Source organism: Sphingobacterium sp. SRCM116780, from assembly GCF_021442025.1.
GTDB lineage: Bacteria > Bacteroidota > Bacteroidia > Sphingobacteriales > Sphingobacteriaceae > Sphingobacterium.
In genome coordinates, this window is record NZ_CP090446.1 from 2156539 (window position 1) to 2171367 (window position 14829).

14 protein-coding genes are annotated in these 14829 nt (G+C 35.4%); 6 read left to right on the top strand and 8 right to left on the bottom strand.

Annotated elements, in window-relative coordinates; genetic code table 11:
* The first annotated feature begins 46 nt into the window (after positions 1-46).
* Positions 47-2650, top strand: a complete 2604-nt coding sequence (gene clpB / locus LZQ00_RS09380; protein WP_234508976.1) for an ATP-dependent chaperone ClpB — start codon at positions 47-49, stop codon at positions 2648-2650.
* A 95-nt stretch (positions 2651-2745) separates the two neighbouring features.
* Here the strand turns inward: clpB and LZQ00_RS09385 are convergent, their stop codons facing one another.
* Positions 2746-3360, bottom strand: a complete 615-nt coding sequence (locus LZQ00_RS09385) for a hypothetical protein (protein WP_234508977.1) — start codon at positions 3358-3360, stop codon at positions 2746-2748.
* Positions 3361-3452: 92 nt separating this feature from the next.
* Positions 3453-5363, bottom strand: a complete 1911-nt coding sequence (locus LZQ00_RS09390) for an ATPase, T2SS/T4P/T4SS family (RefSeq protein ID WP_234508978.1) — start codon at positions 5361-5363, stop codon at positions 3453-3455.
* Between the two features lie 131 nt (positions 5364-5494).
* Here LZQ00_RS09390 and LZQ00_RS09395 point away from each other — a divergent pair, with 131 nt between their 5' ends.
* From LZQ00_RS09395 to LZQ00_RS09415, 5 genes are all read left to right on the top strand, one after another.
* Positions 5495-6415 carry a TIGR01777 family oxidoreductase gene (locus tag LZQ00_RS09395; RefSeq protein WP_234508979.1) on the top strand — a complete coding sequence of 307 codons (921 nt, stop codon included), beginning with the start codon at positions 5495-5497 and terminating at the stop codon, positions 6413-6415.
* Between the two features lie 164 nt (positions 6416-6579).
* Positions 6580-7599, top strand: coding sequence for a methionine ABC transporter ATP-binding protein (locus tag LZQ00_RS09400; RefSeq protein ID WP_234508980.1), 1020 nt, complete (start codon positions 6580-6582; stop codon positions 7597-7599).
* A complete protein-coding gene (gene metI, locus LZQ00_RS09405; protein WP_234508981.1) occupies positions 7592-8245 on the top strand; it encodes a methionine ABC transporter permease MetI in 654 nt (217 codons plus the stop codon). Before LZQ00_RS09400 ends, metI begins: the two co-directional genes overlap by 8 nt.
* 22 nt (positions 8246-8267) lie before the next feature.
* Complete coding sequence (metQ, locus tag LZQ00_RS09410; protein WP_234508982.1) at positions 8268-9074, top strand: methionine ABC transporter substrate-binding lipoprotein MetQ; 807 nt, start codon at positions 8268-8270, stop codon at positions 9072-9074.
* Positions 9075-9171: 97 nt separating this feature from the next.
* The gene (locus tag LZQ00_RS09415; protein WP_234508983.1) at positions 9172-10398 is read left to right on the top strand and encodes an MFS transporter; all 1227 of its coding nucleotides are present in this window, start codon (positions 9172-9174) and stop codon (positions 10396-10398) included.
* Between the two features lie 42 nt (positions 10399-10440).
* Here LZQ00_RS09415 and LZQ00_RS09420 read toward each other — a convergent pair whose 3' ends face one another.
* From LZQ00_RS09420 to nusB, 6 genes are all read right to left on the bottom strand, one after another.
* Entirely contained in the window at positions 10441-11388 is a 948-nt protein-coding gene (locus LZQ00_RS09420) for an MBL fold metallo-hydrolase (RefSeq protein WP_234508984.1), read from the bottom strand.
* A 4-nt stretch (positions 11389-11392) separates the two neighbouring features.
* Positions 11393-11974 carry a dephospho-CoA kinase gene (gene coaE / locus LZQ00_RS09425; protein ID WP_234508985.1) on the bottom strand — a complete coding sequence of 194 codons (582 nt, stop codon included), beginning with the start codon at positions 11972-11974 and terminating at the stop codon, positions 11393-11395.
* 1 nt (position 11975) lies between these two features.
* A complete protein-coding gene (locus tag LZQ00_RS09430) occupies positions 11976-12926 on the bottom strand; it encodes a hypothetical protein (protein ID WP_234508986.1) in 951 nt (316 codons plus the stop codon).
* Between the two features lie 120 nt (positions 12927-13046).
* A complete protein-coding gene (gene yajC / locus LZQ00_RS09435) occupies positions 13047-13358 on the bottom strand; it encodes a preprotein translocase subunit YajC (RefSeq protein ID WP_234508987.1) in 312 nt (103 codons plus the stop codon).
* A gap of 22 nt (positions 13359-13380) precedes the next feature.
* Positions 13381-13848 carry a DUF1573 domain-containing protein gene (locus LZQ00_RS09440; RefSeq protein ID WP_234508988.1) on the bottom strand — a complete coding sequence of 156 codons (468 nt, stop codon included), beginning with the start codon at positions 13846-13848 and terminating at the stop codon, positions 13381-13383.
* A 10-nt stretch (positions 13849-13858) separates the two neighbouring features.
* On the bottom strand, positions 13859-14806 hold the full coding sequence (gene nusB, locus LZQ00_RS09445; protein WP_234508989.1) for a transcription antitermination factor NusB: 948 nt from the start codon (positions 14804-14806) through the stop codon (positions 13859-13861).
* Positions 14807-14829 lie beyond the last annotated feature (23 nt).

Genomic DNA, 14829 nt, shown 5'->3' on the forward strand with positions numbered 1-14829 from the left:
ATTTTGATTGTTATTCCTTTATAAAATCAAAAATAACTTTACAAAAATGAATTTCAATAACTATACAATTAAAGCACAAGAGGCAATTCAAAAGGCTTCCGAGATTGCCAGCGGCAATCAACAACAGGCTATTGAAACAGCACATATATTAAAATCATTATTAGCTGTTGACGAAAACGTCGTTAGCCATTTGCTAAAAAAATTAAATGTTAATATTTCCTATTTAAGTGGAGAACTAGAGAAACAAATTTTAGCTTTCCCAAAAGTTAGCGGAAGTAACATTTATTTAAGTAATGATGCGAATGCTGCTTTGCAAAAAGCGCAGAATTATTTAAAAGAGTTTAATGATGATTTCGTTTCGGTAGAACATCTCCTATTGGGGCTGTTGAATGCCGGAGATAAAACATCTAGTTTACTGAAGGATCAAGGTGTCAATGAAAAGGATCTTAAATTGGCCATTAAGGAATTGCGTGGCAATAGCCGTGTAACGGATCAAAATGCGGAAGCAACATACAATGCACTCGGAAAATATGCACGTAATTTGAATGATTTTGCGGAGTCAGGAAAATTAGATCCTGTCATTGGTCGAGATGAAGAAATTCGTCGTGTGATGCAAATATTATCGCGTAGAACGAAGAACAACCCTATTTTAGTCGGTGAACCTGGAGTTGGTAAAACCGCTATTGCTGAAGGAATCGCACATCGTATTATCAAAGGAGATGCTCCGGAGAATTTAAAAACAAAAATTGTATTTTCTTTAGATATGGGGGCTTTGATCGCTGGCGCTAAATATAAAGGTGAATTTGAAGAGCGGTTAAAAGCAGTTGTAAAAGAGGTTGCTGATAGTAATGGTGAGATTATCTTATTCATTGATGAGATTCACACCTTGGTCGGTGCTGGTGGCGGTGAGGGAGCAATGGATGCGGCTAATATCTTAAAACCTGCTTTGGCTCGAGGTGAGCTACGTGCTATCGGTGCAACGACATTAAATGAATATCAAAAATATTTTGAGAAAGATAAAGCTTTGGAGCGTCGTTTTCAGAAAGTTATGGTCGAGGAACCCGATACACAGGATGCTATTTCCATTTTACGTGGTCTGAAAGAACGTTATGAAACTCACCATAAAGTTAGAATTATGGACGAGGCTATTATTTCTGCGGTAGAATTATCGACACGCTATATTTCAGATCGTTTCTTACCGGATAAAGCGATTGACTTGATCGATGAAGCGGCATCAAAACTACGTCTGGAAATGGACTCTGTCCCTGAAGCTGTTGATGAACTCGATCGTCGTATCATGCAACTGGAGATAGAGCGTGAAGCAATTAAACGCGAGCATGATGATAAGAAGGTAAAAGAACTTTCAGAAACCATCGCGAACTTATCTGCGGAACGGGATTCATTACGCGCTTCTTGGCAATCTGAAAAAACTCTGGTGGATAGTGTCAATCAAGAAATTGAAAACATCGAACACTATAAACAAGAGGCAGAACAAGCAGAACGTGCCGGAGACTATGGTAAAGTCGCGGAGATACGTTATGGTCGCATCAAAGATGCGCAAGATAAAGTGGAAAAATTAAAAGCAGAATTAGCTGAAAAGCAAGATAGCAAGCGTATGTTAAAGGAGGAAGTTACTTCTGAAGATATCGCGGATGTTGTATCGAAATGGACCGGTATTCCTGTGAATAAAATGATTCAATCTGAACGTGAAAAATTGCTTTCGTTAGAAGACGAATTACATAAAAGAGTTGCTGGTCAAGAAGAAGCGATTGAGGCTATTTCAGATGCTATTCGTCGCTCAAGAGCTGGATTAAGTGACGCGAAACGTCCTATTGGCTCATTCATTTTCCTTGGAACAACTGGGGTTGGTAAGACGGAATTAGCAAAAGCTTTGGCAGAATACTTATTCGATGATGAACAGTCTATGGTCCGCATTGATATGTCCGAATACCAGGAACGTCACGCTGTGTCTAGACTTATCGGAGCTCCTCCAGGATATGTAGGTTATGAAGAAGGCGGACAATTGACAGAAGCCGTTCGTCGTCGCCCTTATTCTGTGGTTCTTTTAGATGAAATTGAGAAGGCACATCCTGATGTTTTTAATATCTTACTGCAAGTATTGGATGATGGTCATTTGACCGATAATAAAGGGAGAACAGTGAATTTCAAGAACACCATTATCATCATGACCTCCAATACGGGTTCGCATATTATTCAGGAGAATTTCTCTCGGTTGAATGATCATAACAGGGATGAAGTGATTGCTAAAACAAGAACTGAAGTTTTTGAATTATTACAAAAATCAATCCGTCCAGAGTTTTTGAATCGTATTGATGAAATCATCATGTTTACGCCTTTAAGTAGAGATGAAATTGGAAGTATCGTACGTATGCAGTTCGGTCATATTCAAAAACAATTGGCAGAACAAAATATCATCATCACAGCCTCTGATGATGCAATGGATTGGTTAGCACAATTAGGATATGATCCGATCTACGGAGCTCGACCGCTGAAACGTGTTATTCAAAAACGTATCTTAAATGAGCTTTCGAAAGAAATTCTTTCAGGTAAAGTGAATAAAGATGCTATTATTCAGTTAGATGTATTTGATGGACAATTTGTTTTCTTAAATAAAAAGGAAACAGCATAAACAACATCAGTAGACAAAACAGAAATAAGCTGTCTCTCACGAGACAGCTTATTTTTTTATAGTACTCGCATAGGAGCTGCTTTCGATTACAACTGCTACTTCTTCCAGATTTGGCGTTCCGTGTTATTACTTTTATAAATCGTATAGGTGAAATAAGCAAAGCCCAAAACGAGAACAGCAGTCAGTACAATAGATCCTAGAAATCCTAATTTTTCTGCGATAGAAAACAAGATATTTTTAAATCCTGCCTTGCTACCATTTAAATCAATTGTATGCCCCTGCTCTATTTCTCTAGCCATTATGACCAAAGAAAATCCAAAAAAAGCGATGGCTATGGTGTAAAAAAGATTGCGGATCCAGGTTTTGTTTCTCAAGACTTCAGTCTGTTCTTTTAAGCTACTGTTTGCTTCTATTTCATGGATAGCTTCTTCTAATTGATGCTTATTCTCAAAATCCGCTACTAATGATTTGTATTTACGTTCATCAATGACATCGATATCCAACAATGGTGGTTGATTTTCATAAAGTGGAATCATTTTTTTTATCTGATTGAAGGGTAAAAAAATAATATCACTTCCCATTGCTTCTTGCCCACTCAAAACAGGTAGTATAGTATCTTCATCCAATTCTTTTTCAGAAAAATAAAGTCCTTCTGTTGTCATCCAACGCGTTTTAAAAACAAGTTGTTTATTTTGATAATATTTATGCATACCTCATATTGTAACTAGCTAATAAATTACGAAAATAGTAATTTTATTTATTCTCTAACGAAAAATGAATGTTCAACTTTTGTTCATTCGCTTTAATTATTCAATCCCCACTCCCATACACTATGGTAGCTATTGATCGATTCCACATAATGGATGAAATCTTTATAAAAAGGATGTTGACCTACCGTAGCACTATCTCCGATAACAATTAATTTTTTCTTCGCTCGGGTCATAGCCACATTCATTCTCCTTATATCCGATAAGAAACCAATGATTTGTTGATCATTACTACGTGTCAAACTGATATAAATAATATCCTTTTCTTGTCCTTGAAAACTATCAATAGTATTAATTTGAATGTATTTTAAAAAAGGAACCAGTTCCTCATCTGCTAGAAGAATTTCCTTCAATCGTACGACTTGTCTTCGATAGGGTGCAATAACAGCAATATTTGGGAAATCATTTTCTATAGAGGTCTTTTGAAGATTAGCCACGAGTTCTTTCAAATGGTTTCTTAAAAAAAGAGCTTCTTCATTATTAAATATGGCACTATCTTCTTGAGTCTCTTCAAACCCTGCTCCTGCTGTATCAATAAAAACCAATGGTTCTACATCATCTTTCAGTTTCCAATCCGCCACTTCCTCTGCTGCTATTAATTGATTCCCATATAGTGCCAATGAGGGAAATCTCATAATCTGTTCATGCATACGGTATTGAACATTTAACAGATTGACGTGATCGGGATAACGTGTCAACAATTTCTCAAATAAAGTATGATACAGTCCCGTTTTCATATTCGAATTTGATTTAACTGTTGGGGATAGCTGACAATGGTCTCCAGCTAAAACAATTTTATTTGCTTTCAATATGGGAATCCAACAGGCAGGTTCCAAAGCTTGAGCCGCTTCATCAATAATAACCGTTTCATACAGCCTATTCTTAATCGCATATTGATTAGAGCCTACCAAAGTTGCCGTAATGACCTGTGCTTTATTCAAAATATCTTCAACGATAAAATCCTGAATTTGCTCAACCTCTTTCATGATTTTTCGCGCTTCATTAAACAATGCTTTTCGTTGTTCTCGTTCCGCTTTTCCAAAGCTTCGTTTATATTTTTGAGCCATCTCCGTATAGGCTCGAGCTTGTTTCTTTAATGATTTCACTTCTTTGTTTGCTGGATGTTTATCCACTTGGGCATCGAGTGTCAATTCTTGAAGATGATCTGAAATTTTTACAGGGTTACCAATACGCGTTACCAAGATTCCAACGGCATCTAAACGTTCTGTCAATACATCAACAGCTGTATTACTTGGCGCAACAATAAGCATCTGCTTGTTTTCTTTTTTCAACAAGGCTTCTACAGCTTTGATCAACGTGGTTGTTTTCCCTGTGCCAGGAGGGCCATGAACGATCGAAATGGTAGGTGAGCTCAATACATGTTGAATGGCTTTATTTTGACTATCATTTAATCCGGTATGATGATATTCAACTTGTTTTTGATGATCATCTATATTTTCTTCTCCTATAATTTCTCTAATAAATCTTCCTTTATATGGATCCAAAAGAAATTCTTTCGCATTCATCAAGGCTTGATTCATTTCCTTATACGAATTTTCATCAAATAACAGGTCTACACCTAACTTTCCGTTCCTCGTCCAGTCGGGTAGTTCGTCCACTCGGAATGATATTTTCATCGTATCTCGACTTACATAGGAAATCAATCCGCCCAGTCGATCTGTGTTTGGATCATAATTAGAAAAAAGAGAAACAGGCATTCCAAAACGAAACTTGTGTTCATCTTCTAAAAAATTTGTTTTGGATAAGGTGATTGTCAAATAATCTCCCCTTCCCATCTCACTATTTTTGATTTGAATAGGAAACCAGGTTACTCCTTTTAATCGTCTTTCATTTAAGTTTGATCGTAACAACAATTGTTCATATTGCTCACGATCATATTGATGTTCAATATTTAATAGCGCAATAAGCTCATCAAAATAATTCATACTATACTATCCTCTTCTTACTTCTGAAGCAAAATAACTATTTTTTTAGCTTTAATCGGGTTAGGTTTGATAAATAAAAATAAATTGACTTTCCTAAATTATCTCTATTTTTAGCGTTATATAGAGAAAGTATGGAAACAGTCATTATAACTGGAGGCACAGGAACAGTTGGCAAGCAATTAACAAAATTGCTTATCCAAGAGGGATTTCAGGTGATTTTATTTACCCGTAACCCAAAATTCAATCAGCGCAATGATACTGTTCAATATATACACTGGGATCCAAACGAAAAAAGGATTAATAGTGATGCAATAAAACAAGCAGATTATATCATCAATTTAGCCGGAGCGAGTATCACAGATAAACGTTGGACAAAAAAACGACGTCAAGAAATTATTTCCAGTCGGGTTAATAGTTCTGAACTACTTGTTGAAGCCTTACAGCGTATTCCTAATAAAGTTAAGGCTGTTATATCCACATCAGCTGTTGGTTGGTATGGAGCAGATAAAGAAGTCGATCATGCATTTTCAGAAAATGAAGAACAGGGAACAAGTTTTTTAAGCTGGACGTGTAAGCTTTGGGAAGACTGCATAAAGCCCGTAGAGTTATTGCATAAAAGAGTCGTCATACTTCGGTTGGGGGTTGTATTCACCAAAAATGAAGGTGCCTTAAAAAAGTTAACGCAATCCTTAAAGTATCGAATGGCAACTTACATAGGATCAGGAAAGCAAGTGATAAGTTGGATTCATATAACAGATCTCTGTCACCTATATTTAGCTGCGATTCGCAATCCCAATTTATCTGGAATATACAATGCTGTTTCCTCAGAGCCTTTATCTCAAAAAACGATTATCAATAGAATTGCTAAACAAAGATTTGGTTTCTTGTATCTCCCTCTTTTCATACCCTCATTTATTATCAAGTTTGCGATGGGACAAATGGCAGATGAAGTGTTACTGACCAGTACAACTGCAAGTAATCAAAAAATATTACAAACGGGTTTCCTCTTTAAATACCCCACTTTAGATGAAGAATGTATCAAAAATCTGTAATTTGGACGATTTAGTCTTGTAATTTCCTTGTACATTTAATACATTTGTCCAAAATATAAGAATAACACAATCGCCTCGCTTGAGGCAATTGATTAAATAACTAACAAGCCTTTCATACTATACTTGAAAGGTTTTTTTGTAAGATTAGTTTTTACTATACATAAATGATAGAATTAATTAACATTTCCAAGACATTTGAAGTAAAAAATAAGTTTACAAAGGCTTTAGATCAAGTAACACTTCGTATTCCAGATGGAGAAATATTTGGTGTTATCGGTACCTCAGGTGCTGGAAAAAGTACTTTAATAAGATGTGTCAATCTTTTAGAAAAACCTGATGAAGGACAGATTTTAATTCATGGAGTTGAATTGACCGCATTGTCTCATCAGAACCTGATTCAACAACGTAGAAAGATCGGAATGATATTCCAACATTTCAACCTGCTTTCTTCCAGGACGGTTTATCAAAATATTGCTTTCCCATTAGAACTTATCGGAACTTCAAAGCAAAAAATCAATGAAAAAGTAAAGGAATTACTTTCTTTAGTGGGTCTTGAAGATAAAGCGAATGATTATCCAGCGAATCTTTCTGGCGGACAAAAGCAACGTGTTGCTATTGCTCGGGCATTAGCAAATGATCCGGAGATATTGTTATGTGATGAAGCAACCAGTGCATTGGATCCTGCGACGACAAAATCTATTTTACAACTATTAAAAGCGATCAATAAAAAGTTAAAGCTCACGATCTTGCTTATTACGCATGAGATGGAGGTGATCAAGACCATTTGTGATCAGGTAGCTGTTATTGATCAAGGTAAATTAATCGAAACGGGTACTATTGAACAAATTTTCACTTCACCTAAAGAGCATTTAACGCGTCATTTTATTCAATCTTCATTACATGCAGAATTGCCGCCTATTTATCAAGAAAGATTGAAAGAATCTGGTCATCCACTTGTTCAGATTTATCTAGCAGAGAGTGAACATCAAACCTCTATTATCAAACACCTGAATCAAGCATATCATTTAGATATAAACATTATCAGTGCTCAAATCGATTATGTAGGGTCTATAAAATTTGGAATATTAAACTTAGAGCTTAAAGGAACACAAGAAGATACGCTTGCTGGCCTTACTTATTTAAAATCAAATTATTCACAAATAGAAATTATAGGATATGTCTGATACAGTTATTGATTTGTTGCTAAAAGGGACTATAGAAACTGTCATTATGACTTTTCTAGCTGGTTTCTTTGGTTTTTTAATCGGTCTGCCAACTGGTATTTTTCTTTTTTTGACCAGAAAAAATCAATTGAATGAAAACAAATTTGTACATCAACTACTGGCTTTACTGGTTAATGTATTTCGCTCCATTCCTTTTATCATTTTAATTGTTTGGATGATACCTTTCACCCGACAATTAGTAGGTACATCCATAGGTGTCAGTGCTGCCTTAGTACCACTTAGTATAGCCGCTGCACCGTTTATTGCTAGATTAGTAGAAAACAGTCTGTTAGAAATCCCCAATGGTCTCATTGAAGCTGCTCGTGCTATGGGCGCTACGACATCTCAAATTATCTTCAAAGTGTTACTTCCAGAATCATTACCATCACTCATTAATAATTTGACTATTACATTGATCACATTGGTTGGTTATTCAGCTATGGGAGGAGCAGTTGGCGCGGGGGGACTTGGTCAAATCGGGTATCAATATGGATACATTGGATATGATACCTTTATTATGAATGCTGTATTAATTTTATTAATTTTAATTGTATTTATTTTACAATTTACGGGAGATTACCTATCTAAAAAAGTTAATCATCGTTAATACATCTATTTAAGAAAAAAATATGGGATTAAATTCAAAAACTTTCATGATAGCTTTAAGCTTATTTGGCTTAATAGCTTGTAATGGTAAAAAAACAGACTCAAAAGTCCTAAAAGTAGGTATTGTAGCAGGACCTGAGCGAGAAATTGCTGAAACAGCCAAGAAGGTGGCAAAAGAGAAGTTCAACCTCGATGTTGAATTGGTTTCATTTAGTGACTATGTGGTCCCTAATGAAGCATTAAACCAAGGTGACATCGATATCAATGCCTTCCAGCATCTTCCTTATCTGCAAGAACAATCTAGACAACGTGGATACCAATTGGCCGCCGTGGCGAATACTTTTGTATTTCCTATTGTCGCCTATTCAAAAAAAATAAAATCGATTGACCAGTTGCTATCTGGCGCCACTATTGTCATTCCAAATGATCCAACCAATGGAGGTCGATCGCTATTGTTACTTCAAAAAGAAGGGTTAATAAAATTGAAAGCTGATGTTGGGCTTCTACCTAAAGTAACCGATATCATCGAAAATCCTAGAAATTTAAAAATAATGGAGTTAGAAGCTCCACAATTGCCTCGGGTTTTAGATGATAAAGAAGTTACAATTGCTATTATCAACAATACTTTTGCTGCTCAGGCGGGCTTAAATCCTGAGACAGAAGGATTATTCTCTGAAGATAAAGAGTCTCCTTACGTCAATTTAATTGTATCGAGAGAAGACAATAAAAATGATGAACGTATTAAACAATTCATAGAAGCGTATCAATCAAAAGAGGTAGAAGCAACTGCAAAAAAAGTATTTAAAGGAGGAGCTATCAAAGGTTGGTAAAGTAATCTTCTTATTTCTATAATAAAACCCAATTATTTTAATCAAAGAATATTGGGTTTTATTTTTTTATACTCCTTGAGTTTCTTTCCTTTGCATCATGTTATCCAAATCATTGCAAAAAACTACTTCAGATTACCGCCTTCAAATTGCTAGCTATGTTATTTTAACTTTCTATGGATATTTCACAATAGGTTTATCTCTAGCTGTTTTACCCATCTTTATACACGAAACATTAGGTTACAATACCATCATCGCTGGAGCAATTATTGGGTCACAGTATATAATGACTTTTTTTATGCGCGCTTATGCAGGAACTATCGTTGATAAAAAAGGTCCTAAACCTGCTGTTATTGTGAGTATGATTTGCTTTATAATAACAGGCTTACTTTTATGGACAGCTTTTTCAACGACCTCAACTCCATTCATCTCCCTTAGTTTACTGGCATTATCACGGTTAATTGCAGGTTGTGGTGAAGGTATGGTAGGTGCTAGTCCTATCAATTGGGCTATATTACGCTTGGGGGATCGACATACCAGTACAGCAATTTCTTATAATGGGATAGCAAACTACAGTTCGATGGCTATAGCTGCTCCTTTAGGTGTTATTTTAGCACAGCATGTGGGCAATTGGAGTATAGCAATCTTTACCATCTTCGTCGGAATAATCGGACTTATTTCAACCCTTAGTAAAGAAGCATTGTATGCGATATCAACAGAAGCAAGAAAACCTTTTTTTTCGGTTCTAAAATCTGTTTCACCTTTTGGAATTGGATTGGCCTTGGCTGGTATTGGATTTGGTACGATATCCACTTTCATAACACTTTATTACAATTATAAAGGCTGGGACAATGCTGCTATTTGCATCACTTGTTTTAGTGTTATGTTTGTTTTAGGGAGATTTATTTTGACAAATAGTATCGATAAAATTGGTGGGGTCAAAATAGCGTTATATTGCATGTTGATTGAAAGCTTAGGTCTATTGCTGATCAGCTTCTCACCTTCTCCTTTGGTTACAACTATCGGTGCAGCCATAACTGGTCTGGGGTTTTCCATGGTATTTCCTGCACTAGGTGTCGAAGCTGTTAAACATACATCAGCTGCTAACAAAGGAGCTGCACTAGGTGCTTATGGTTTATTTATTGATATTTCTTTAGGTGTTGCTGGACCAATCGTTGGTTTAGTTGCCAAACAATTTGGTATGAATTTCATATTTCCTTTTAGCGTAACTTTGGTCTTGGCAGGCATTGTCGTTTGTATACTCTTGATAAAAAAATCTAAGAAAAACGTTTTTAATAAAGAAAGTCAGTATTCATCTTTAAGTTAATTAAAAATTAAACTTAAAGATGTTAACATACTGATTTAAAATTTATAATATATCTCTAACAACTAGGTTTCCATCAAAATATTGTTTCAAAATCCTTCCATCACCATGTAAGGTCCAAACTTCTTGAGGTTTCACTTCTTTAATAAAAAGTAATATATCATTCCAATCCACATGATCAGAAATATAAAGAGAAAGATCGTTATGTTGTTGTAGTCTCTTCCAGCCTGAAGCAAAAGCTCTTACTACGTTAGTTGCACGTATATAACTATTGAATGTCATAGGTGGTACTAAATAAACCTTATTAGGTTCTCCTTGTTTCATTTCCCTTCTATTATATTGCTCGTAGACCATCTTTTTAAGCCTCATATCGTCATAAATACGATGAAGGGGCACAATACCATGATGAACCAAAACTCTACGGTCAGGACAATGTTTATTGATTAAATTAGTTAATCGTTGCGCTTTTCCCAATGCATAGGTTCCCAACAAGATATTAAAGGGTTGTTGATTTAATTTTTTTATCTCTTCAATTGGATCTGGATGGATAATCTCTGGATCTGCAAATGTACATTCTGTTATCAATACATCCGCTTGAACAATTTCAATAGCTTCACAGGTTTCATCTTCTTGCAATTTATAGTCACCTGTGTAGAGGTATTTAACTCCCTTGTACTCCATGAGAATCTGGGCTGAACCCAAAATATGACCTGCTGGTATAAAAGTCAGCACAACTGCACCAATCTGAAAGCTACTATGAAAGGCAATATTTCTATAACTGGATAACGGCTGTTGGCTATAACGATATCGCATAAATGCAGCTGTAGCTTCAGTACAATAGATTTCTTGATGCCCTGGCCGAGCATGATCTCCGTGACCGTGGGAGACGACATCTCGCTCAACAGGTAATAATGCATCTATATAGAAATCTCCATATTGACAATAGTAACCTTCTGGTTTTCTGACCAAAAAGTCTGATAATATATTTAACATAAATTTATTTCTGAAATCGATGGTGTAATGCCATCACTTGAGGAATAATGGGTTCTATTCCATCGTTAATAATCACAAAGTCTGCCAGTTTAGCTTTTTCTTCATCAGACATCTGATTACGCATTCTTTCCAAGACTTGTGCTCTTGTTACTTCATCGCGTTGCATCACACGTGCAATTCTTATTTCTTCTGGGGCAGTCACCAAAATACTAAAATCTACTTTTTTGTACGATCCACTTTCAAAGAGTATGGATGCCTCCTTCAGCGAATATGCTGTTGTTTGTGCATCAGCCCAATCTGCAGCTGCTTGTATAACTGCTGGATGGACAATACTGTTTAATTTGGCTAACTTTTCTGCGTTACTAAAAACCTGAGCAGAAAGAAATTCCCTGTTCAAAACACCATTTTGATAGGCTTCTTGTCCAAACACTTGCATGATTGCTAGTCGGACATGATCACTTTTATTCATGATCAATTTGGCTTCTAAATCGGCATTATAAATGGGTATGCCTAAAACCTTAAAAACATGACAGATAATTGTCTTCCCTGAACCAATTCCTCCGGCTATTCCTACTTTAATTCCCATATTATTTGCGGACAAAAAAATCAACATTTTGTGGTTCTATTCTTATGATAGAACAAAAATTCGGTACTTTAGTCAATATGACAGGAAGATATTTAACGCTTCCTTCTTCCCAATCATTGAGATCTACAACAGCTTCAAAATCTCTCGCGGTGTAATTATTATAATCTTTTACGGACATCAAAACAGTAACAGTTACCTTACTTGGCATTGTTCTTACTGATTTATAATGGGTATTATTTTCGACTTTCAGCGGTAATTCTATAATTTTCTCTGTTAGCTCTCCTACTGGCATCAATACTTCTACAGAAGTTGGATAGACATTGATATTTGCCCGCTGATTTTTATTCAAATAAGCAACTGTTCTCAAATCTGTGTCTACCTCTTTTCCTTTTATCGTATCTGTTGCCCAGTATTCAATATTAGCAACATCTTCATAGGGTCCGGAAATCGTTACATATTTGGGGTTCACGATTGTTTCTCCTATAAAGCCAAATTGCTTTTTAAACTGAATATCAGCCATCGCCTTAACAGGTACTTTGCGTTGTGTTTGCTTTGAAAAATCGAAATACAGCGTATCTGGACTAACAGAAACGACCAATTGTTCATGCGGAAACTGACGATTGATAAACCCAATTTGATTGGAGAAGACAATCCAGTTTTTAGTTTTCAGACTGCTGATATCAACATGGACGGTTGGTATTTCTGCTTTCACCTTGGAAAATAACACTTGCCACCCGGTCATTTTCAACTTAATCTGAACGGTATCCGATTGTTGGGGATGAAAGGCGCGCTTCTCTGGCAAGTTCACATACTCTATTCCTGCTTTAACGGTAATGATATATTCATTAGAAATAGAAAATAATAACCAGGCAAATAGAGAAATGAGTACACAACGTGTGAATGTGACTAATTTTCTTTTTTGTGATTTATTAATACGAATATTACTTGCCATAGTGCAAACTTAAACATTTTGCTGTTCAAATCATTGGGAAATACCTCGCAATTGTCATGTATTTAAATAAGAAAGCCGATCTTATTTTAGTAAGATCGGCTTTCCTTTTGTCTAGCAGTATTATGCTTTTGTATTTGCAGCTTTTGAAGCATCTAAAGCAACGGCAGATTTGTCAAAACGAATTTTAACCCCTGAACCTACATCTACTAAAAATGTTGTCTCTGAAACTTCAACAATACGACCATGAATACCTGCTGTTGTAACAATTTGAGAGTTTACACCTAATTCTTCAATGTATTTTTTATGGTCTTTTTGTTTCTTCATTTGAGGTCTAATCATGAAGAAATAAAAAACGACTACGATAAGAACCATAGGTAAGAAACTCATTAAACTACTACCAGAGCCTGCTGCCTGTAAAAAAACTGTGTTCATGTTATATCTTTATTATATTTAATTATTTAGCTGCTAAAACTTCACCCTTTAATTGAACAGTTGCCAATTTATTTGAAGCATTAGAAAAAATGGTTATCATCTTTTGTTGTTTACCCACTTGACCTTCGCTGTTGAAAGTAACATGAATATCGGATGTTTTTCCTGGAAGAACTGGGTTCTTAGAAAATTCAGGTTGTGTACATCCACAAGAAGCTTTTACATCTGAAAGGATTAATGGTGCGTTTCCAGAATTAGTAAGCGTAAAAGTATGTGTTACTTTTTCTCCTTCTTTTATTTTTCCAAAGTCATAATCGAGTTCAGCAAATTCAACAGTTCCTATAGCATCTGCAGAACCCTTATCTTTTACTGAGGCATCATTCACTTCTACAGTTGAATCTGAAGAAGTATTTTCATTTTTAGCACTAGATCCACACGAAGTGCATGTTAAAATTCCTAATGCTAAAACTAACGAGTAATTCAAAATTTTCATAAATATCTATCTAATTCTTTAATCCACGACCTTCTTTTTGAATGCGGCCATCTTGATTTAAATCACCTAAAATCTTATCTAAAATACCATTAATAAAGGTATTACTTTTCAATGTACTGAACACTTTTGATATCTCAATATACTCATTGATCGTAACTTTTACTGGAATAGAAGGGAAATTCACCAACTCACAAATAGCCATACGCATCAATAATGTATCAATAAGTGCAATACGATCTGACTCCCAATTTTTAGTTTTTTCGGTAATCATTTTTTGATACTCATTGGTATTTCGGATTGTTTTTGCAATCAGATTCAAGATAAAATCTTTATCATCATACCAGTTTTGGGTAAGATCTGCTAATCTATTTTGTCTAGGTTCTTCCGAACTAAAGTTTTTAAATGTTTTGGCAATTAATGCTTGCAAAACTTCTTTATCCACTGGCCAGTTGATAAATTTTTCTTCGAAAACTTGTTCGATCACAGGAGATTTTAAGATAATTTTTTTAAAAATAAACTTAATGATATCTTTTTCTACTGCAATGGAACGATCTGCTGATTGCACATAATAGGCATAATCTTCAGAATGCTTTAATTGAGCAAATACGGTACGAACGATTTCAGGATCAAAACCCCAAGAAACTTTATACTTTTTCACTCCTTCTGCATACTGCGGATTTTGTCTCAAAGACTCAATAAATGTATTGCTACTTAATTTTGTATTTAATGACAAATCTTTTTCCGTTGGCAAAAATTTATTTGCACGACCTTCTGCGTCTATTAAGGCATAATCACACACTTCATCCAGTAGATTTAATGTCCAAATGTACATTTCATACACTTCATCTACATTTTGTAAAAGTGCCTTTTCAAAGGCTTTAATATCTTTATCTTCCGATAAACTGTACGCATAAAGCGTCTGCACTACTTTGACCCGTAGGTGTCTTCTATTTAACATAGTATTTTAAAGAACGATTGTTG

Bases quoted from the DNA above. Each gene is read 5' to 3' on its own strand.
- metI (WP_234508981.1), top strand. From the start codon at position 7,592: ATGTCTGATACAGTTATTGATTTGTTGCTAAAAGGGACTATAGAAACT.
- LZQ00_RS09390 (WP_234508978.1), bottom strand. From the start codon at position 5,363: ATGAATTATTTTGATGAGCTTATTGCGCTATTAAATATTGAACATCAA.
- LZQ00_RS09400 (WP_234508980.1), top strand. From the start codon at position 6,580: ATGATAGAATTAATTAACATTTCCAAGACATTTGAAGTAAAAAATAAG.
- coaE (WP_234508985.1), bottom strand. From the start codon at position 11,974: ATGGGAATTAAAGTAGGAATAGCCGGAGGAATTGGTTCAGGGAAGACA.
- LZQ00_RS09415 (WP_234508983.1), top strand. From the start codon at position 9,172: ATGTTATCCAAATCATTGCAAAAAACTACTTCAGATTACCGCCTTCAA.
- LZQ00_RS09385 (WP_234508977.1), bottom strand. From the start codon at position 3,360: ATGCATAAATATTATCAAAATAAACAACTTGTTTTTAAAACGCGTTGG.
- nusB (WP_234508989.1), bottom strand. From the start codon at position 14,806: ATGTTAAATAGAAGACACCTACGGGTCAAAGTAGTGCAGACGCTTTAT.
- clpB (WP_234508976.1), top strand. From the start codon at position 47: ATGAATTTCAATAACTATACAATTAAAGCACAAGAGGCAATTCAAAAG.
- yajC (WP_234508987.1), bottom strand. From the start codon at position 13,358: ATGAACACAGTTTTTTTACAGGCAGCAGGCTCTGGTAGTAGTTTAATG.
- LZQ00_RS09420 (WP_234508984.1), bottom strand. From the start codon at position 11,388: ATGTTAAATATATTATCAGACTTTTTGGTCAGAAAACCAGAAGGTTAC.
- metQ (WP_234508982.1), top strand. From the start codon at position 8,268: ATGGGATTAAATTCAAAAACTTTCATGATAGCTTTAAGCTTATTTGGC.
- LZQ00_RS09430 (WP_234508986.1), bottom strand. From the start codon at position 12,926: ATGGCAAGTAATATTCGTATTAATAAATCACAAAAAAGAAAATTAGTC.
- LZQ00_RS09440 (WP_234508988.1), bottom strand. From the start codon at position 13,848: ATGAAAATTTTGAATTACTCGTTAGTTTTAGCATTAGGAATTTTAACA.
- LZQ00_RS09395 (WP_234508979.1), top strand. From the start codon at position 5,495: ATGGAAACAGTCATTATAACTGGAGGCACAGGAACAGTTGGCAAGCAA.